The following is a 17,611-nucleotide window of genomic DNA, read 5'->3' on the forward strand; positions in this document are numbered from 1 at the left end:
GCCAAGCGTGCGAATGCTTGGCTACGCGCTGGAAGCGTGACGAACGAGACACCCGAACCCCTATCGCCCGAAGCTGATCTGGCCCTTGCATGGAGCAGCCCAAAGGTTCGCGGGCCGTTAAGCATAGCTCTTCAGCTTGATCGGCGGCTGGCGCGGATCGTGATGCGCACCAGCGAACCGATGCTGGGTCAGATGCGGCTGGCGTGGTGGCGTGACGCTCTTGCCAAACCTGTGGCGGGGCGCCCGCGCGGTGATCTGGTGCTCGATGGCATTGGGCTGCATTGGGCCGGGCGCGAAAGGTCTTTGGCCGAGATGGTCGATGGCTGGGAGGTCCTGCTGAGCGCCGAGCGCTTGGGGCCGGGCGAAGCCGAAGCCTTCGGCAGAGCGCGCGGAGCGTTCTTTGCAGCCTTGGCTCCTGATAGCTCTCCAGCGGTGGCCACGCGTCTGGCGGCGGTAGGATCACGTTGGGCGCTGGCCGATGCTGCGGCTGCCGTCTCGGACGAAGAAGAGCGGGCCGCATTCGTCACTGCTGGCCTTGCGAAAGCGCAGGACGGCACGGCCACACGCCTTCCGCGGGGCCTTCGCGGTCTTGGCGTGCTCGATGTCTTGGCGACGCGAGCGCTTCAGCGTGGTGGACGGCCCTTGATGGAGGGGAGGGGCGCCGCACTTGCGGCACTCAGGGGCGCTATCTTTCTGAACTAATTGGGTATATTTACGTGAGGGTGTTCAGCAAAAGGGGGCAGACCTTTGCGACAAACCGTGTTGGGAGGCTTAGGGGCCTTGGCCCTTGTCGGGATTGGAATGTTCTGGTGGCAGGGCCGCGCCGCGGTTGAACAGAGCGCGCCGCCGCCGCCCCTAGCCACACCGGCGCCTGATCCCGAGGCGCTCCCAAATGCCGATCCCGGCAACATGTCCGGCCCGTCACCGCCCGAGATGAGTGATCTCAGCCGTGAGGAGCAGCGCTTCTTCCGCTATGATCGCAACCGTGATCGACTGATCACCCGCAACGAAATGCTCAGCACCCGGACAGAGGGATTCCGCGCGCTCGACAAGGATGGCAACAATCTGCTGACCTTTGAAGAATGGGCGGTGTCCACGGTCATGAGGTTCGAGAAGGCCGATGGCGATGGCGATGAGCGCCTGACCCCGCGCGAATTCGCGGCGACTGCGCCAAAGCCGGTGGCGAAGAAGCCCGCCTGCAAGTGCTGACCGCCTATGCCGCGATAGTCTCGCGGGTTTCGCTGATCCAGCCGGCAAGGTCAGCCTTGGCGCGGGCGGTATAGGCTTCTTTGCGGACCTTCTTGCCGATCTCGTGAAGCGGTGGGAACAGCCCGAAATTGACGTTCATGGGCTGGAAGGTCTCGGCCTCGGCATCGCCGGTGATGTGGCTCAGCAGCGCACCCAGCGCGGTGGTGGCAGGCAGGGGACGCCATTCGCGACCGGCAAGCTCAGCGGCGGTCATCATGCCGGCCACAAGGCCGATGGCCGCGCTTTCGACGTAGCCCTCGCAGCCCGTCACCTGCCCGGCAAAGCGGATATGCGGCGCAGCGCGCAACCGCAGCTGGCGGTCGAGCACTTCGGGCGAATTGAGGAAGGTGTTGCGGTGTAGACCCCCGAGCCGGGCGAATTCGGCATTCTCCAGCCCCGGAATGGTGCGGAACAGTTCGATCTGCGCGGCATATTTCAGCTTGGTCTGGAATCCGACCATGTTCCATAGCGTGCCGAGCTTGTTGTCCTGGCGGAGCTGCACCACGGCATAGGGCCAGCGGCCTTGCGGGAACTCGGGGGTGGTATCGAAGGGATTGTCCAGCCCCACGCCCTTCATCGGGCCATAGCGCAGCGTTTCCCAGCCGCGCTCGGCCATCACTTCGATCGGCATACAGCCATCGAAATAAGGCGTGTCCTTTTCCCACTGCTTGAACTCGGACTTTTCGCCTTCCATCAGCCCACGGTGGAAGGCGCGGTATTGCTCCTCGTTCATCGGGCAATTGATGTAATCGCCGCCCTCGTTGGAGGCATCCGTGCGCTTGTTCCAGCGCGACTGAATCCAGCACTTCGACATGTCGATGCTGTCGCGGTGGATGATCGGCGCGATGGCATCGAAGAAGGCGAGCCGTTCCGCGCCCGTGGCGCGCACGATGCTTCCTGCGAGTGCTTCAGCCGTCAGCGGCCCGGTGGCGATTATGGTGAGGCCTGCTTCGGGAAGTGCATCGACCCGTTCGCGCACGATGGTGACATTAGGGTGGCTTGAGAGCGCCTTTTCAACTTCGGCCGAGAAGACATCGCGGTCCACCGCCATTGCACTGCCCGCAGGTACGCGTGCGACGTGGCCGGCGCGCATCACCAAGCTGTCGAGCTGGCGCATTTCGTGATGCAGCAACCCGACGGCATTCTTGGTGTCGTCGTCCGAGCGAAACGAGTTGGAGCACACCAGTTCAGCCAATCCCTCGGTCTGGTGCGCCGGGGTCATCTCCCCGCTGCCGCGCATCTCCGACAGGCGCACTTTCACCCCGCGCTGGGCGAGCTGCCAAGCCGCCTCGCTCCCCGCGAGGCCGCCGCCAATGATGTGCACATCGTGATTTGTCGGGTTTCCGGTCATGGCAGGGCAGGTAATTGCGTGATAGCTCCGCGGCAAGCCCCAAGGGGGTGCGGCACATCCGGCAAGGGAAGGGCGGACATGGCAAAGCAGGCGCTGATCGAACAAAGGCCGTGGCTGCTGGCAAGCATCACAGCCGCGACCGCGTACTATTTTCTGAGCGACAATCCGGTGTTCGAGGGCACCTGGGGCTTGCTCGCCAAGGGGGCTTCGGTCGGGCTATTGGCGCTCTATGTGCTGTTGCGCCTGCCGCATGGCCGCCGAGGGCTGGATGGCGCGCTGGTCGTCGCAATGCTGATGCTGGGGGCGGCGGGCGATGTCGCGATCGAGCTGGATTTCTTGATCGGCGGCGCGTTCTTTGCAGCCGCGCATTGTTTCTCGGTAGCGCTTTATCTGCGCAACTTGCACAAGCGTCCTTCGCCAACCCAGAAAATGACGGGCGCTGCCCTGCTGATCGGTACCCCGCTCATCAGCTATCTGCTGAGCGGGCAAGGCCAGATTGCGCTTTACGCGAGCTTCCTCGGCGCGATGGCTTCGGCGGCGTGGATGAGCCACTATCCGCGTTACCGCGTCGGAACCGGGGCGGTGCTGTTCGTGCTGAGCGACTGGCTGATCTTTTCGAGCATGGGCACGTTCGATCTGACACCGCTGCCCGATCTGCTAATTTGGCCGCTGTACTACGCCGGGCAGGTCATGATCGCGACCGGCATCGTGCAGTGCTTGCGGGGCGAACAACCCGTCAGGTGACGGGCGGCTCGCCCGCATCAGGCGCGGCATTCATTTCGGCGGCAATGGCTTCCTCGGCCGGGTTTTCCGGGTCGGTCGTTTCGTCGATCAGCGCCGCCCCGACGATGTGTTCGCCCTTGGCCACGTCGAAGATGCGAATGCCCGAAGACCCGCGCCCGGAAATCGAGAAGCCCTTGAGGCTCTCGAACCCGCCTTCGATCATGTGCCGAAGATCGATACCGAGGCGGATGAGCTTGGCCTGATCGGTCACCAGCATCAGCTGTGATCCGTGCTTGACCGGGAAGCTGGCAACGACTGGGCCGTTGCGGTCCGGGTTGCTTTCAGGCGTGCCAATGTTGGTAATGCCCTGACCCCCACGCGAGGTGGTGCGGTATTCGTAAGCAGAGGAGATCTTGCCATAGCCATTGGCGGTGATGGTGAGAATGAACTCCTCCGCCTCGGCCATCGCGGCGACCTGGGCGGCGGGGAGGGTAGGGACAGCGTCGTTGTTCTTCCACGCGGCGGCGCGCAGATAGGCCTCGCGCGTTTCCATGTCGGCAGTGAGCGGATCGAGCACCGCCATGCTGACGACCTTGCCGCCCTTCTTGAGGCTCATCCCACGCACACCGATGCCGGTGCGGCTCTTGGTTTCGCGCGCATCGGTGGCCGAGAAGCGGATCGCCTTGCCGGTATCGCTGGCAAGGAAGATCTGCTGGTCTTCCGTCAGCAATTGCACGCCGATCAGCCGGTCGCCGGAGCCTTCGACAAAGCCCATCGCATATTTGCCCGCGGTGGGGATATTGGCGAAGGCGTCCATCGAGTTGCGGCGGACCATGCCCTGCTCGGTCGCGAAGACGATGTTGAGGTTATCCCACGAAGCCTCATCTTCTGGCAGCGGGAGCACGTTGGTGACGCGCTCATCGTCACCCAGGGGAAGCAGGTTGACCATCGGGCGGCCCTTGGTCTGCGGTCCGCCTTCGGGCAGCTTCCACACCTTCATCCGATACACCCGGCCGGTGTTGGTGAAGAACAGCACGGGGTTGTGGGTCGAGGTGACGAAGAGCTCGACCACCGCGTCCTCGTCCTTGGTCGCCATGCCCGAACGGCCTTTGCCGCCGCGCGCTTGCGCCCGGAAGGTGTCGAGCGGTGTGCGCTTGATGTACCCGCCGTGGGTGACAGTGACGACCATCTCCTCGCGCTCGATCAGGTCCTCGTCTTCGAGGCCATCCCAGGCGGGGGCGATTTCGGACAGGCGCGGGGTGGCGTAGGTCGCTCGGATCTCAACCAGTTCCTCACGCATCAGGGCGTAGAGCTTCACCCGGTCAGCGAGGATCGAGAGATATTCCTCGATCGCGACCGATAGCCCCTGCAACTCGCCGCCGATTTCGTCGCGGCCGAGCGCGGTCAAGCGGTGGAGGCGCAGTTCGAGGATCGCCTTCACCTGCCGCTCGGACAGGCGATAGGTTCCGCCTTCCTGATCCGCGGAAGGCTCGATGGCTTCGACCAGCTGGATATACTGCGCAATATCGCCGATCGGCCATTCCTTGGCGAGCAGCCGCCGCCGTGCTTCGGCTGGGTTAGGGGCGCTGCGGATCATCGCCACCACCTCGTCGAGGTTGGAGACCGCCACCACCAGGCCGAGCAAGATATGCGCCCGCTCCCGCGCCTTGGCGAGTTCGAACTTGGTGCGCCGGGTGATCACTTCCTCACGGAAGGTGATGAAAGCGGCAATGAAATCGCGCAGGCGCAGCGTTTCCGGGCGTCCGCCGCGGATCGCCAGCATATTTGCCGGGAACGAGGACTGCGCCGGGGTGTGCCGCCAAATTTGATTGAGCACCACATCGGGGGTGGCATCGCGCTTAAGGTCGATCACCACGCGCACGCCTTCGCGCGAGCTTTCGTCGCGGATGTCGGAAATGCCTTCGATCCGCTTTTCCTTGGCGGCATCGGCGATCTTCTCGACCAGCGCGTTCTTGCCGACCTGATAGGGGATCGAGGTGAAGACGATGCTTTCGCGGCCTTCGCTCTTGGCACCGCGCGTGCTTTCGATCTCGTGTCGGCAGCGCATCAGGATCGAACCGCGCCCGGTGGTGTAAGCCTGCCGCGCGCCGTGGGTGCCGAGGATCAGCGGTGCAGTCGGGAAGTCGGGTCCCGGGATGTATTCGATCAGCTCTTCCGATGTGATCGCCGGATTGTCCATATAGGCAAAACAGGCGTCGATCACTTCACCCAGGTTATGCGGCGGCACGTTGGTCGCCATGCCGACCGCGATCCCGCCCGCGCCGTTCACCAGCAGGTTGGGGAAGCGTGCCGGCAGCACTGTCGGCTCCTTGCGGCTGCCGTCGTAGTTGTCGGTGAAGTCGACCGTATCCTTGTCGAGATCGTCGAGAAGCGAGTTCGCCACCCGCGCCAAGCGCGCCTCGGTGTAACGCATCGACGCTGGCGGATCGGGGTCCATCGAGCCGAAGTTGCCCTGACCATCGATGAGCGGCACGCGCATCGACCACGGTTGCGTCATGCGGGCGAGGGCGTCGTAAATCGCGCTGTCGCCATGCGGGTGATAGTTACCCATCACGTCGCCGACGATCTTGGCGCTCTTGCGGTAGGGCTTGCCCGCGACAAAGCCGCCTTCCTGGCTGGCGAACAGAATACGGCGGTGCACCGGCTTCAACCCGTCCCGCACATCGGGCAGTGCGCGGGCAACGATCACGCTCATCGCGTAATCGAGATAGCTCGACTTCATCTCATCGACGATGTCGATGCGTTCAAAGCCGCCCATCGGTGCAGGTGCGGGGGAATCGATAATGTCGCTGTCGTCGCTCAAGGTCTGGGCCGTTTCTAATTGTGTTCTGGTGCCGCTGCGGCAGTTCGGGCCTTAATAGGGCCGAGGGTCACTCTCTATCTAGGCATGTGCCGGGGCTTTCGCCACCTTAGGCCCGGAACACACCAAGAACGTGACGCATTTTTCCACATTTGCGGGGCTGATCACCCAAGCGTGCGCTTCTAGGGCATTCAAAGCTCGTTCAGCACGGCATGCCTAGCAGGAATTGCAAATCCCGTGCGAGCCGTCCAAAGGCTCACCCGGAATTCGGGCAGCGTACGGGCCACGTCTGGCACGCCGCTGCACTACTTGTGGAGGATGCAGTGACCAATTTGTCTTCGCCCCGTCGCCCCGCCAGCTTGGCGCGCCAGCTTGCTCTGGCCGTGGCGCTCGCCAGCGGCACCGCTGTGCTCGCCGTTCCGGGTTTCACCGACGCAGCGCACGCCCAGAAGAAGAAAAAGAAGGACGAGCAGGCCCAGGCAGCCGCGCCGGTTTATGCCAAGGAATTCGTGGCCGCTTATACCCCGGTTGAAACTGCGTTGAAGGACCCGGCCGCCAATGTGGCTGCTCTGAAGCCGCAGATCGAGGCCATCGCGAATATGGCGGCGTCGCCGGACGAGAAGCTTGCGGCGGGTGGTATGCTGTTCAACGCCGGGATCACCGGCAAGGACATGACGCTCCAGCTGCGCGGTGCCGAGCTGATGCTCGGAAGCGGTAAGGTCAAACCCGAAGATACCGGCCGCTTCGCCTTCGTCGCGTCGCAGCTTGCCACGGCGCAAAACCAGTTCGCTAAGGCCGAAACCTATCTTCAGCAGGCGATCGACCTCAACTACAGCGGGCCGAACCTCAGCACTTATGATGTGCGGATGAACATGGCGGAGCTCTACTTCTCGCAAGAGCGTTTTGCCGAAGGCGTGGCCTACATCAGCCAGCTGATCGCTGCCCGCAAGGCCGAAGGCCAGCCGGTCAATCCCAACTGGTATCGCCGCGGGGTTCAGATCGCCTACAACAATGAGCTTGTGCCGCAGATCTATGACTTCGTGCAGGGCTGGGTGATCGACGTTCCAACCCAGGAAAACTGGCGCGATGCGGTGAACCTGACGCGTAATCTCAATGATTATGACGGCCCGGTGCTGCTCGACCTGCTGCGTCTCGGCAAGCGGGTGGGGACGCTCAAGGAAAAGAACGACTACGTCTTCTACATTGAGGCTGCCGATACGCGCCGCCTGCCGATGGAAGTGAAGTCGGTTATCGATGAAGCCAATGCCACTGGTGCGATCCCCAAGGGGAGCGATCCGTGGGTGGATGAGCAGCTCGCCACAGCAAACAGCCTGATCGCCGAGGACCGGGCCGCTCTGCCCGCGCTTGAGCGTGATGCAAACGCGCCCGCTGCGAAGCTGCGCACCGTGCTGGCGGCAGGTGACACCTTCCTCAGCTACGGGGAGTACGCCAAGGCGGCTAGCTTCTACGAACGCAGCCTGACCATGCCCGAGGTTGATCGCAATCTCGCGCTGACCCGACTGGGCATTGCCCAGATCGGCGCTGGCAATATCGATGCGGCGCGTGAGACGCTGTCGAAGGTCGATGGTCCGCGCTCGCCGATCGCAAAGTTGTGGAGCGCCTATGCCTCGCAGTCGGCTGCTCCGGCGGCGCCCGCCGTGGCCGCCGCTGGGAGCTGATCGCACCGCGCGATTGCACTATTTCAAGGTAGCGCCGGGCGGTCTGACCGTCCGGCGCTCTTTTTTGGCAGGGGCTATGGTGCAAAATGCAACCAGCGCCGTGCTTGCGGGAGCGGCCCTCCGCGCCTAAATGGCGAGTTATGAACGACCTCGCCAGCACGCCGCAGCCTGCCACACCCGCTGAGCGGCCTGCCCGCCAGCGCAAGCCCGACTGGATCCGCGTGCGCGCGCCCGTAAGCGAGGGCTACAACGAAACGCGCAAACTGATGCGCGAGCTGAACCTTCACACCGTTTGCGAGGAAGCCGCCTGCCCGAACATTGGCGAATGTTGGACCAAGAAGCACGCCACCGTGATGATCCTCGGTGATGTTTGCACGCGGGCCTGCGCCTTCTGCAACGTCAAGACCGGGATGCCCAAGGCGGTCGATCCGTTCGAGCCCGAAAATACCGCCATTGCTGCGGCCAAGATGGGCCTCGAACACATCGTCATCACTAGCGTCGACCGGGACGATTTACCCGATGGCGGAGCCTCGCAATTCGTCAAGGTGATTGAGGCGCTGCGCCGCAACACGCCTAACACCACGATCGAGATTCTCACACCCGACTTCCGCGGCAAGATGCGCCGCGCGGTGGAGATGATCTGCGAGGCGGGGCCGGATGTTTACAACCACAACCTCGAAACCGTACCTCGGCTTTACCCGACGATCCGTCCCGGCGCACGCTACTATGCCTCGCTGCGCCTGCTGGAGGAGGTCAAAGCGCACAATCCGCTGATCTTCACCAAGTCGGGCATCATGCTCGGGCTGGGCGAGCAACGGCTCGAAGTCCATCAGGTGATGGACGATATGCGCTCGGCTGAGGTCGATTTCATCACCATGGGCCAATATCTCCAGCCCACGCCCAAGCACGCGGCGGTTGAGGAATTCGTCACGCCCAAGGCGTTTTCGGCCTACGGGGCGATTGCGCGGGCCAAGGGCTTCTTGCAGGTCGCGGCCACCCCGCTGACCCGTTCAAGCTATCACGCCGGGGATGATTTCGCGAAGATGCGGGCGGCGCGTGAAGAAAAGCTTGCCCGCGCTGGAGCCAAGGCCAAGGCCTGATGCCCGGCATCCGCGAAACCCGCCGCCTGCCTTACAGCGCCGAGCAGATGTTTGATCTGGTCGCCGATGTCGGTCGCTATGGTGAATTCCTGCCCTGGGTGATCGCCACCCGCGTGCGCTCCAACACTGAAACCGAGATGGTCGCAGACATGGTGGTGGGCTTCAAGGCGATCCGCGAAAGCTTCACGTCACGCGTCAAGAAAGTCCGGCCGCTGGAAATCGATGTCCATTATCTCGATGGCCCGCTGAGCGATCTCGACAATGTCTGGACCTTTCGCGCGGTGGATGACCATAGCTGTGAGATCGACTTCCTCGTCGACTTCACCTTCAAGAACCGCCTGTTTGAAAAGATCGCCGGGCAGTATTTCGACAAAGCCTTCCGCAAGATGGTCGAGGCCTTCGAAGCGCGTGCGGCGCAGCTCTATGGCAAGAGCAATTCAAGCGCGCAAAGCGTCGCCTGACGGCGGATTTCGGCGCGGCCATCCGGGCCTTCACCGCCGTCGAAGAACTTGAGCTCACCTTCGGGCTCTCCGGTCGCATTGCGCACAAGCCGGGCAAAGACGACCGTGCCGACCGGCTTTTGCGGCGTGCCGCCACCTGGCCCTGCTACCCCGCTGATTGCCACCGCCACATCGGCGTTTGACCGGTCGAGAGCGCCTTTGGCCATCGCCCAAGCGCAGGCAATCGAGACTGCGCCGAAGGTCTCGATGATGTCGCGGGCGACACCCAGCATCTCCATCTTGGCTTCGTTCGAATAGGTCACATAGCCGCGTTCGAGCACTGCCGAAGACCCGGCAATCTCGGTGATCGCCGCGGCCACCAGTCCGCCGGTGCAGCTTTCGGCCGTGACAACCTTGCGCCCGGATGCGGCGTTTTCGCTCACGACGCGGGCGGCAAGGGCGGCAATATCGTCAGGTAGCAGGGAGAGGGGCATGGCAGGCTTACTTGCGTGCCGTGCCGGTGGTGGCCGAAGCCGCCCCGCAGACCGGCGGATTTTTGAGGTCGGTCAGTTCGGCGATGAACGCGACGATCCCGCCGACATTCTCGACCGGCATCGGGCTGAAGAGTTCAAGCCCGCGTTCGATCTTGCCGCAGGTATCGCCCTTGATTTCTGCCGCGATCATCTGCCCGACCAACGCATCGACGAAGGGACGCAAGGCTTCTTCGGGCATCGAGCCGAGCATCGCGCCCATCTGGTCTTGCGATCCGCCTTCGCCGCCATTCTCCTTGTCCATGAAGGTCTTGAGGAAGCGGAAGGCACCGGGCCATGCCTTGTCCTGGCCGCTGCGGAACTGGCTGATATAGGTCTCGCCCCCGGTCGCCATGAAGCCATCGCGTGAGAGGCGGTTGGCGCAGGCGGTCTGCGCCGCGTCAAAGGCGATCGGCATGACATAGACCACCGCGTCCGACAAATCGGCCGGGGCAACACAGGCCTGCTGCTGGGCAAGCGCAGCTTGGGACGTGGCAAGCGCGGTCAAGGCGAGGGCAGGGGCGATCAAGCGGGTGGGCAGGCGGTGCTTCATGACGTGAGTCCTTCCGATGCTAGCATGACACAAACGATGGCCTGCGCAGCGATCCCTTCGCCGCGGCCGGTGAAACCGAGTTTTTCGGTGGTGGTGGCCTTGATGCTGACCGCGTTTTCACTGAGTCCCATCAGGCGCGCGACTTCGGCGCGCATGGCGGGGCGGTGCGGGCCGATCTTCGGCTCTTCGCAGATCAGGGTGAGGTCGATATTGGCGATGGCATAACCTGCCGCGCGGGCGAGGCCAACGGCATGCTGGAGAAACTGCCCCGATCGCGCGCCGCGCCATTGCGGGTCGCTCGGCGGGAAATGCGTGCCGATATCGCCTTCGCCCACCGCGCCAAGCACCGCGTCGGTGATCGCATGGAGCGCGACATCCGCATCGGAGTGTCCGGCGAGCCCCTTGTCATGCGGGATCTGCACGCCGCCCAGCCACAATTCCTCGCGCGGCTCTAGACGGTGGACGTCGAAGCCTTGGCCGATACGGAATGCAGGGGCAGTCATGGGGGTGGCAAAGTCCTCGGCAAAAGTGATTTTCTTGAGGCGCTCATCGCCTTGGACGAGGGCAACTGAACCATTGCTGGCCATCAGCACCTGCGCGTCGTCGCCTGCATCGGTGACGCCGTGCCACGCGCGGTGAGCGGCCAGAATTGCGTCGAAGCGGAACGCCTGCGGGGTTTGCACGCGGCGCAGGGCTTCCCGCTCAGCCTTGCCGCTCATCACACCGCCATTGTCGACCGCGAGGCTGTCGACCACGGGTAGCACCGGGATCGCGCCGGGATGCTCGCCCAAGGCCGTCAGCAGCCGCTCGATCACAGCGCGCGGCAAATCGGGGCGGGCGGCATCGTGGATGAGCACGCTCTGGGGCGCGGCCACGGCAAGCGCTTCCAAACCGCAGCGCACAGAATCCTGCCGCGTCGCGCCGCCGGTGATGAAGGTTACCTCTGAGATCCCCGCCAGCGCCGCCTCGGCATGATCCTGCGCATCGGCCGCAATCACCACCACTAATGGATCAGCTCCAGCAGCCTTCAGCGCCTCGACCGAATGGCGGATCAGCGGCTTGCCGCGCCATGTGCGGAACTGTTTCGGGGTGTCGCCGCCCACGCGCAAACCCTTGCCAGCAGCCACGACAATCGCGGCAAATGGGGGGAGGGGAGCGGCGCTGACCATCGGGGGGTTCGCTTAGGGTCTGGACGCGCTTTCGGCAATCCACTATGCGCCTGCCCATTATTTAGGCAACGCTCCCGCACATGACCATGCTTCCCCCTCCGCCGGCCCTGAAGCCGATTGCCATCGGCCCGGTCACGGTTGCCGAGCCGGTCGTGCTCGCGCCGATGACGGGCGTCACCGACATGCCGTTTCGCACGCTGGTCCGGCGCTACGGCTCAGGCCTCAACGTCACCGAAATGGTGGCGAGCGAGGCCGCAATCCGCGAGACCCGCGTCAGCACGCAAAAGACCGCGTGGGACCGGATCGAAGAGCCAGTTTCCATGCAATTGGTCGGCTGCGATCCCGCCAGCATGGCCGAGGCGGCGAAGATCCAGGAAGGCAATGGCGCGGCGATTATCGACATCAATTTCGGCTGCCCTGTCCGCAAGGTTGTCGGTCAGCTGGCTGGCTCCGCGCTTATGCGCGAAGTGCCGCTCGCGGTCCGGCTGATGGAGGCCACGGTCAAGGCGGTGAAGGTGCCCGTGACCGTCAAGATGCGGATGGGCTGGGACCACAACAGTCTCAACGCGCCCGAGCTTGCCCGCATGGCCGAGGATATCGGCGTGCAGATGATCACTGTCCACGGCCGCACCCGCAATCAGATGTACAAGGGGAGCGCCGACTGGGCGTTCATCCGTCAGGTCAAGGACGCGGTGAAGGTCCCCGTGATCGTGAATGGCGACATCTGCTCGATCGAAGACGCTGCCAAAGCGCTCAAACAATCGGGTGCGGACGGGCTGATGATCGGACGCGGCGCCTATGGCAAGCCGTGGCTGCTGGGTCAGGTGATGCATTGGTGGCGCACGGGAGAGGCTCTGGCTGCTCCCGGCATTGACGAACAATATGCCTTGGTCGTTGAGCACTATAATCGGATGCTCGATCACTATGGCCGCGACACCGGGGTCAAGATGGCCCGCAAGCATCTGGGCTGGTATACCAAGGGCCTCCACGGCTCGGCCGAATTCCGCAACATGGCCAATTTCATCGACGATGCCGATCAGGTGCTCGGCGAGATCGAGCGGTTCTACGCGCCCTTCCTGATGCAGAAGGCCGCCTGATAATGGCGACCAGCCCGATCGAGCCGCAGGGCGATGGCCGTCCCGATGCCCGCGCGCAGCTATCGGGTCTGATCTTTGCGGTCATCCTGATCGATGGCGAGGGCCGTATCGCTGAGGTCAATCATGCCGCTGAAGATCTGCTCGGCACCAGCGCCAGCCGTCTGGTCGGCACGCTGCTGACTGACCGGATTGGGCCGCTTGATCCTCGGGTTGAAGCGCGGCTGATCGCCAGTGACGAAGCGCTGGTGGCGCGCGATCTGGCGATTGCGGTGGGCGAGGTGCAAATCCGCATCAACCTCACCGCTTCGCCGCTGGGGGGCTTTGCAGGATGGCGGGTCGTGACCCTGTCGCAGATCGGCCATGACGAGGCTGCGGGCACCGTGGGCGGCGAAGCGCTGCTGGGGGCCCCGGCCGTTCTGGCACACGAGATCAAGAACCCGCTCGCCGCAATCCGCGGCGCGGCGCAGCTGGCGGCCCGCAAGCTGCCGCACGCCGACAAGAAGCTCGCCCGGATGATCACTGACGAGGTTGACCGGATCGCGCGGCTGATCGACCGGATGCAGCAGCTTGGCAGTACGCGCACGGGTCCGGTCGACGCCTGCAACCCGCACGAAGCGATCCGCGCCGCCATCGCTACCATGCGCGCGGCCGGATCGACCTTGGGCGAGATCGAAATTCGCGAGGAATTTGACCCTTCGCTCCCCCCGGTGCTCGCCAATCGCGATGCGCTCGAGCAGGTGCTGATCAACCTCATCTCCAATGCCCGCGATGCGGCGCTTGGACCGCGCGGAGCAGGGGCTGAGAGCGTGGTGATCGTGCAGACGCGCTTCGTCAGCGGGCTCGCCTTCAGCGCGATCCGTAACGGTCGTGCGGTGCCCCTGCCGATCGAAATCACCATCAGCGACAATGGCCCCGGCATCGACCCCACCTTGCAAGGCCATGTGTTTGAGCCGTTTGTCTCGTCCAAGCCGTCCGGACAGGGCCTCGGCCTCTCGCTGGTGCGCAAGCTGGTGCGCGATATGAACGGCAATGTCAGCCATGACCGCGATCCGCGCGCCGGGCTCACCCATTTCCGCCTGCATCTGCCGCAGGCCTAGGACACGCCCGGCTTATGCCTGCAACTCTATCCGATCCGATCCTGCTCGTGGAGGATGATGCCGCGATTGCCACGGTGATCATCGCCGCGCTGGAGGACGAGGGCTTTGCCATCGCCCATTGCAGCAGCATCGCAGCGCGTGACAAGCAGCTGGCCGGGCGGCGGTTCGCGGTGATGCTGACCGATGTGATCCTGGAAGACGGGGACGGGTTGGCGAGCCTTTCGGCTGTGCGTGACCGCGCGCCGGACATGCCGGTGATCGTCCTCTCGGCGCAGAACACGCTCGATACCGCCGTACGCGCGAGTGAGAGCGACGCCTTCGAGTATTTCCCCAAGCCTTTCGATCTCGACGAACTGGTCCATGCCGTGCGTCAGGCCGCCGGTGCTCGCGCGCCTGCGGCTGATGAACCCGGCAATGCGCTGGCGGGCGGTGAGGGCGAGAAGATGCCGCTGGTCGGGCGTAGTCCCGCGATGCAGGGTGTCTACCGGATGATCACGCGCGTGCTGCGCAATGATCTCACCGTGCTGGTCACCGGCGAAAGCGGCACCGGCAAGGAGCTGGTGGCCGAAGCGATCCACGAACTCGGCAATCGTCGCACCGGGCCGTTCGTCGCGGTCAACACTGCGGCAATTCCCGCCGACCTCGTCGAAAGCGAGCTCTTCGGCCACGAAAAGGGTGCGTTCACCGGCGCGATTGCGCAGGCCATCGGCAAGTTCGAACAGGCCAATGGCGGCACGCTGTTTCTCGACGAGATCGGCGACATGCCCGCCGAAGCCCAGACCCGGCTGCTGCGCGCACTGCAATCGGGCCGCATCCGGCGCGTCGGCGGGCGGCAGGAAATCGCGGTCAATGTTCGCATCATCGCCGCCACCAACCGCGATCTTACCCCCATGATCGCGGGGGGCACCTTCCGCGAGGACCTGTTCTACCGCCTCAATGTGGTGCCGATTGTGCTGCCACCCTTGCGCGAACGGCGTGAGGATATTGCTGCCTTGGTGCAACACTTCCTGGTGCTGGCTGCCGAAGACGGCCTGCCGCGCCGCGTTCTGACACCCGACGCGATCGAGCGCCTCGAGCAGCGCACCTGGCGCGGCAATGTCCGTGAACTGCGCAATGTGGTGTATCGTCTGGCGCTGATGGCGCGTGAGGAGCGGATCGACGCTGACAGCGTGAATGACATTATCGGGCCCGAGAACACGCCCGCGATCCTGCCGCAGGCAGACGGGCAGGGCGGCTTCGGCGCGGCACTCGCCGGATGGCTTACGGCGGAAAACCCTCCGCCTGGCGCCCTGTATCACCGCGCTCTGGCGGCCTTTGAAAAACCTTTGATCGAATATGCGCTCGGGCGGACCGGCGGAAATCAATTGCGTGCGGCGCAGTTGCTCGGCATCAATCGCAACACGCTGCGCAAGCGGATTGGTGAGCTTGGGCTGGAGCCAGAGCGCTTCACCACATCATAACGCCGCTGCCGCAGGGCGGATTGTCGGATTGCCCTTGCATTTCTGCCACACCATTGTTGTAAAGCGGCAACGATGGAGCCTTCCCAAACCCGCGCACTGAATATCATCCCCCGGCAACCGCCGCGGTGGTGGCGGCGATTTATGATTGCCGCGCGGCGGGCGAACATCTTTCTGTGGCTCGAAGGCATCGCGGTAGCCGCGTTTCTGGCGGCGGTCGTGGCCACGTGGTCGGCCTATAGTCGTTCGGGCGCAGGTGATGATCTGCTGCCGACGATGAAGGTCTCGCTGCTGCTCATGGCGACGCTGGTGCCTGCGATGGCGCTGCTGGTGCTGATTGGTCGCCGCGTGGCGCTTCGCCGCGCTGCGGGAAGCACGGCACGGTTGCATGTGCGGCTCGTGTTCTTCTTCTCGATGGTCGCCGCCTTGCCGACGTTGCTCGTCGCTGGCTTCGCGGCATTCCTGTTCCAGACCGGTGTCGACTTCTGGTTCTCCGACGAATCGCGCGGGCTTATGGAGAACGCCAATGCGCTGGCGCAGAACTACTACGACGCGAACCAGCGCGACGTTGAACAGAACACCGTCATCATGGCCTCCGACATGCGCGATACGCTGGCGCGGGTGCCGATCACCGACCCGGACTTTCCGGACTTTTACCTCTATCAGGCGCAGGGGCGCGAAATCTCCGAAAGCGCGATTTTGCAGCGGATGCCTGATAACTCGTTTCGCACCGCCTTCGCGTTCAATCTGTCGCAGGACACCGACCACCTGAAATTCAGCCGCAATGCCCTGCCGCAGCTGGATAGCGGCGACATCGCGGTGGTGATCGGCAGCCCTAACCGGATCGAGGCACTGGCTCCCATCGATGCACAGTCCGGCGTCTATCTCTACAACGCCCGCACCACCGAGGAGACGATGTTCAACTCGTGGTCCAAGGCGCAGTCGATCGTCACCGCCTATGACCGCCTGACCGGCAGCGCGCGGATGCTCCAGCTGCAATTCAATGTCGCGCTGGTGGCGGTCAGCCTGCTGTTGGTGGGGCTTGCCATCTGGTTTGCGCTGCGGTTCGCCGACCGGCAGGTCGAGCCGCTGACCGCACTGGTGGGTGCGGCGCGTAAAGTGGGGCAAGGCAATTTTGCGCTCCGGCTCGACGGGCGCACCGGGCCGGACGAGATCGGGCTGCTAAACCGCGCCTTCAACCGGATGACAGGGCAGCTGGAAAAGCAGACGCAGGCGCTGGTTAGCGCCAACCGCCAAATTGATGACCGGCGTGCCTTTACCGAAGCTGTGCTCGAATCCGTGACTGCCGGCGTGGTCTCAGTCGACGCGGAATCGCGGGTAACGCTGATGAATTCATCCGCGCAGAACCTGCTGGCGCCTCAGGGTGACGGCAATGGCGGCGTCAGCATGATCGGCCAGTCGCTCGAAGTGCTCTCGCCAGAGCTTTGCCGCGTGATCGCCGATGGCAAGGAGCGTGCGATCATCACCCACGCCAAGGGAACCGAGTTGCTGACCCTTGCGGTAAAGGTCGCGCCGGGAACCAGCGGCCATGTGATCACCTTTGAGGATATCACGCGCCAACTACTCGACCAGCGGCAGGCGGCGTGGTCGGATGTCGCGCGCCGGATCGCGCATGAGATCAAGAACCCCCTGACCCCGATCCAACTGGCGACCGAGCGGTTGAAGCGCCGCTACCGCACGCAGGTGAGTGACGAGGATCGCGATCTGTTTGACGAGCTGACCAGCACGATCGTTCGGCAGGTGGGAGGCCTCAGAAAGATGGTCGATGAATTCTCTTCCTTCGCGCGCCTGCCCAAGCCGGTGTTCCGCGATGAGGATGCGCTCGATCTGGTCCGGCAGGCAGTTTTCCTGCACGAAGTCGCCCATTCCGGCATCGCCTTCAGCGTCGCATCATCGGAGCTCATTAACCGCGAAGTGCGCTGCGACCGGCACCAGTTTGGCCAGGCCATGACCAACGTGCTCAAGAACGCGGTCGAAGCGGTCGAGGCGCGCGCAATCGAAGCCAAGGGTGCTTTTGCTGGCGAAATTGCCGTCACGATGCGTGACGCAGGCGAGGCAATTGTCGTCACGATTGAGGACAACGGCATCGGCCTTCCGGCGGACCGCGAGCGTATCACCGAACCCTACGTGACCACGCGCGAGAAGGGCACCGGCCTCGGGCTCGCCATCGTCAACAAGATCGTGGACGAGCATGGCGGGGATATGAGCTTTGCCAGCGCGCCAAGCGGCGGCACCCGTGTTTCCTTGCGCTTTGCGCGCAATCCCAACCCAATTGAAGGCGGCCCCCTGTGATCCTGCCTTCGCTTCACCATGACCTCACAGCCA

The 17,611-nt window shown here is 63.9% G+C and carries 15 protein-coding genes; 10 read left to right on the forward strand and 5 right to left on the reverse strand.

Annotation, left to right across the window (positions count from 1 at the left end; translation table 11 throughout):
• Positions 1 to 36 precede the first annotated feature (36 nt).
• On the forward strand, positions 37 to 702 hold the full coding sequence (locus tag GVM20_RS09680; protein WP_166546990.1) for a hypothetical protein: 666 nt from the start codon (positions 37 to 39) through the stop codon (positions 700 to 702).
• A 99-nt stretch (positions 703 to 801) separates the two neighbouring features.
• Positions 802 to 1,209, forward strand: coding sequence for an EF-hand domain-containing protein (locus GVM20_RS09685; RefSeq protein ID WP_234031943.1), 408 nt, complete (start codon positions 802 to 804; stop codon positions 1,207 to 1,209).
• A 4-nt stretch (positions 1,210 to 1,213) separates the two neighbouring features.
• Here GVM20_RS09685 and trmFO read toward each other — a convergent pair whose 3' ends face one another.
• On the reverse strand, positions 1,214 to 2,599 hold the full coding sequence (gene trmFO / locus GVM20_RS09690; RefSeq protein WP_166546992.1) for a methylenetetrahydrofolate--tRNA-(uracil(54)-C(5))-methyltransferase (FADH(2)-oxidizing) TrmFO: 1,386 nt from the start codon (positions 2,597 to 2,599) through the stop codon (positions 1,214 to 1,216).
• A gap of 78 nt (positions 2,600 to 2,677) precedes the next feature.
• Between trmFO and GVM20_RS09695 the strand changes: the two genes are divergently transcribed.
• The gene (locus tag GVM20_RS09695) at positions 2,678 to 3,343 is read left to right on the forward strand and encodes a lysoplasmalogenase family protein (RefSeq protein ID WP_166546993.1); all 666 of its coding nucleotides are present in this window, start codon (positions 2,678 to 2,680) and stop codon (positions 3,341 to 3,343) included.
• On the opposite strand, the gene gyrA is transcribed toward GVM20_RS09695, so the two are convergent.
• The gene (gene gyrA, locus GVM20_RS09700; protein ID WP_166546994.1) at positions 3,336 to 6,146 is read right to left on the reverse strand and encodes a DNA gyrase subunit A; all 2,811 of its coding nucleotides are present in this window, start codon (positions 6,144 to 6,146) and stop codon (positions 3,336 to 3,338) included. The two genes, GVM20_RS09695 and gyrA, sit on opposite strands and share 8 nt — an antisense overlap.
• A 320-nt stretch (positions 6,147 to 6,466) precedes the next feature.
• Here gyrA and GVM20_RS09705 point away from each other — a divergent pair, with 320 nt between their 5' ends.
• The 3 genes from GVM20_RS09705 (at position 6,467) to GVM20_RS09715 (ending at position 9,383) form a co-directional block, all read left to right on the forward strand.
• The gene (locus GVM20_RS09705; RefSeq protein ID WP_166546995.1) at positions 6,467 to 7,822 is read left to right on the forward strand and encodes a tetratricopeptide repeat protein; all 1,356 of its coding nucleotides are present in this window, start codon (positions 6,467 to 6,469) and stop codon (positions 7,820 to 7,822) included.
• 140 nt (positions 7,823 to 7,962) lie between these two features.
• Complete coding sequence (gene lipA, locus GVM20_RS09710; RefSeq protein WP_160761000.1) at positions 7,963 to 8,922, forward strand: lipoyl synthase; 960 nt, start codon at positions 7,963 to 7,965, stop codon at positions 8,920 to 8,922.
• Entirely contained in the window at positions 8,922 to 9,383 is a 462-nt protein-coding gene (locus tag GVM20_RS09715; protein WP_166546996.1) for a type II toxin-antitoxin system RatA family toxin, read from the forward strand. The genes lipA and GVM20_RS09715 overlap by 1 nt, the downstream gene beginning before the upstream one ends.
• Here GVM20_RS09715 and GVM20_RS09720 read toward each other — a convergent pair.
• The 3 genes from GVM20_RS09720 to GVM20_RS09730 are packed head-to-tail and all read right to left on the reverse strand — an operon-like array spanning position 9,344 to position 11,614.
• Positions 9,344 to 9,856, reverse strand: a complete 513-nt coding sequence (locus tag GVM20_RS09720) for a CinA family protein (protein ID WP_166546997.1) — start codon at positions 9,854 to 9,856, stop codon at positions 9,344 to 9,346. The two genes, GVM20_RS09715 and GVM20_RS09720, sit on opposite strands and share 40 nt — an antisense overlap.
• Before the next feature lie 7 nt (positions 9,857 to 9,863).
• Positions 9,864 to 10,445: a hypothetical protein gene (locus tag GVM20_RS09725; protein WP_166546998.1), complete on the reverse strand. Its 582-nt coding sequence runs from the start codon at positions 10,443 to 10,445 to the stop codon at positions 9,864 to 9,866.
• Positions 10,442 to 11,614 carry a bifunctional 2-C-methyl-D-erythritol 4-phosphate cytidylyltransferase/2-C-methyl-D-erythritol 2,4-cyclodiphosphate synthase gene (locus GVM20_RS09730; protein ID WP_166546999.1) on the reverse strand — a complete coding sequence of 391 codons (1,173 nt, stop codon included), beginning with the start codon at positions 11,612 to 11,614 and terminating at the stop codon, positions 10,442 to 10,444. The genes GVM20_RS09725 and GVM20_RS09730 overlap by 4 nt, the downstream gene beginning before the upstream one ends.
• An 80-nt stretch (positions 11,615 to 11,694) precedes the next feature.
• Here GVM20_RS09730 and dusB point away from each other — a divergent pair, with 80 nt between their 5' ends.
• The 4 genes from dusB (at position 11,695) to GVM20_RS09750 (ending at position 17,578) form a co-directional block, all read left to right on the forward strand.
• Entirely contained in the window at positions 11,695 to 12,711 is a 1,017-nt protein-coding gene (gene dusB, locus GVM20_RS09735) for a tRNA dihydrouridine synthase DusB (RefSeq protein ID WP_166547000.1), read from the forward strand.
• A gap of 2 nt (positions 12,712 to 12,713) precedes the next feature.
• Entirely contained in the window at positions 12,714 to 13,808 is a 1,095-nt protein-coding gene (locus GVM20_RS09740; RefSeq protein WP_166547001.1) for a two-component system sensor histidine kinase NtrB, read from the forward strand.
• 14 nt (positions 13,809 to 13,822) lie between these two features.
• The gene (locus tag GVM20_RS09745) at positions 13,823 to 15,268 is read left to right on the forward strand and encodes a sigma 54-interacting transcriptional regulator (RefSeq protein WP_166547002.1); all 1,446 of its coding nucleotides are present in this window, start codon (positions 13,823 to 13,825) and stop codon (positions 15,266 to 15,268) included.
• Between the two features lie 141 nt (positions 15,269 to 15,409).
• Positions 15,410 to 17,578, forward strand: coding sequence for a sensor histidine kinase (locus GVM20_RS09750; protein ID WP_234031944.1), 2,169 nt, complete (start codon positions 15,410 to 15,412; stop codon positions 17,576 to 17,578).
• Positions 17,579 to 17,611: the final 33 nt, after the last annotated feature.

This window comes from Porphyrobacter sp. SLTP (assembly GCF_009905735.1).
GTDB lineage: Bacteria > Pseudomonadota > Alphaproteobacteria > Sphingomonadales > Sphingomonadaceae > Erythrobacter.

What these genes read in the sequence shown, in the direction of transcription:
- dusB (WP_166547000.1), top strand. Translation starts at nt 11,695, where the DNA reads ATGACCATGCTTCCCCCTCCGCCGGCCCTGAAGCCGATTGCCATCGGC.
- lipA (WP_160761000.1), top strand. Translation starts at nt 7,963, where the DNA reads ATGAACGACCTCGCCAGCACGCCGCAGCCTGCCACACCCGCTGAGCGG.
- GVM20_RS09725 (WP_166546998.1), bottom strand. Translation starts at nt 10,445, where the DNA reads ATGAAGCACCGCCTGCCCACCCGCTTGATCGCCCCTGCCCTCGCCTTG.
- GVM20_RS09685 (WP_234031943.1), top strand. Translation starts at nt 802, where the DNA reads ATGTTCTGGTGGCAGGGCCGCGCCGCGGTTGAACAGAGCGCGCCGCCG.
- GVM20_RS09695 (WP_166546993.1), top strand. Translation starts at nt 2,678, where the DNA reads ATGGCAAAGCAGGCGCTGATCGAACAAAGGCCGTGGCTGCTGGCAAGC.
- GVM20_RS09720 (WP_166546997.1), bottom strand. Translation starts at nt 9,856, where the DNA reads ATGCCCCTCTCCCTGCTACCTGACGATATTGCCGCCCTTGCCGCCCGC.
- GVM20_RS09730 (WP_166546999.1), bottom strand. Translation starts at nt 11,614, where the DNA reads ATGGTCAGCGCCGCTCCCCTCCCCCCATTTGCCGCGATTGTCGTGGCT.
- GVM20_RS09715 (WP_166546996.1), top strand. Translation starts at nt 8,922, where the DNA reads ATGCCCGGCATCCGCGAAACCCGCCGCCTGCCTTACAGCGCCGAGCAG.
- GVM20_RS09740 (WP_166547001.1), top strand. Translation starts at nt 12,714, where the DNA reads ATGGCGACCAGCCCGATCGAGCCGCAGGGCGATGGCCGTCCCGATGCC.
- GVM20_RS09745 (WP_166547002.1), top strand. Translation starts at nt 13,823, where the DNA reads ATGCCTGCAACTCTATCCGATCCGATCCTGCTCGTGGAGGATGATGCC.
- trmFO (WP_166546992.1), bottom strand. Translation starts at nt 2,599, where the DNA reads ATGACCGGAAACCCGACAAATCACGATGTGCACATCATTGGCGGCGGC.
- GVM20_RS09750 (WP_234031944.1), top strand. Translation starts at nt 15,410, where the DNA reads ATGATTGCCGCGCGGCGGGCGAACATCTTTCTGTGGCTCGAAGGCATC.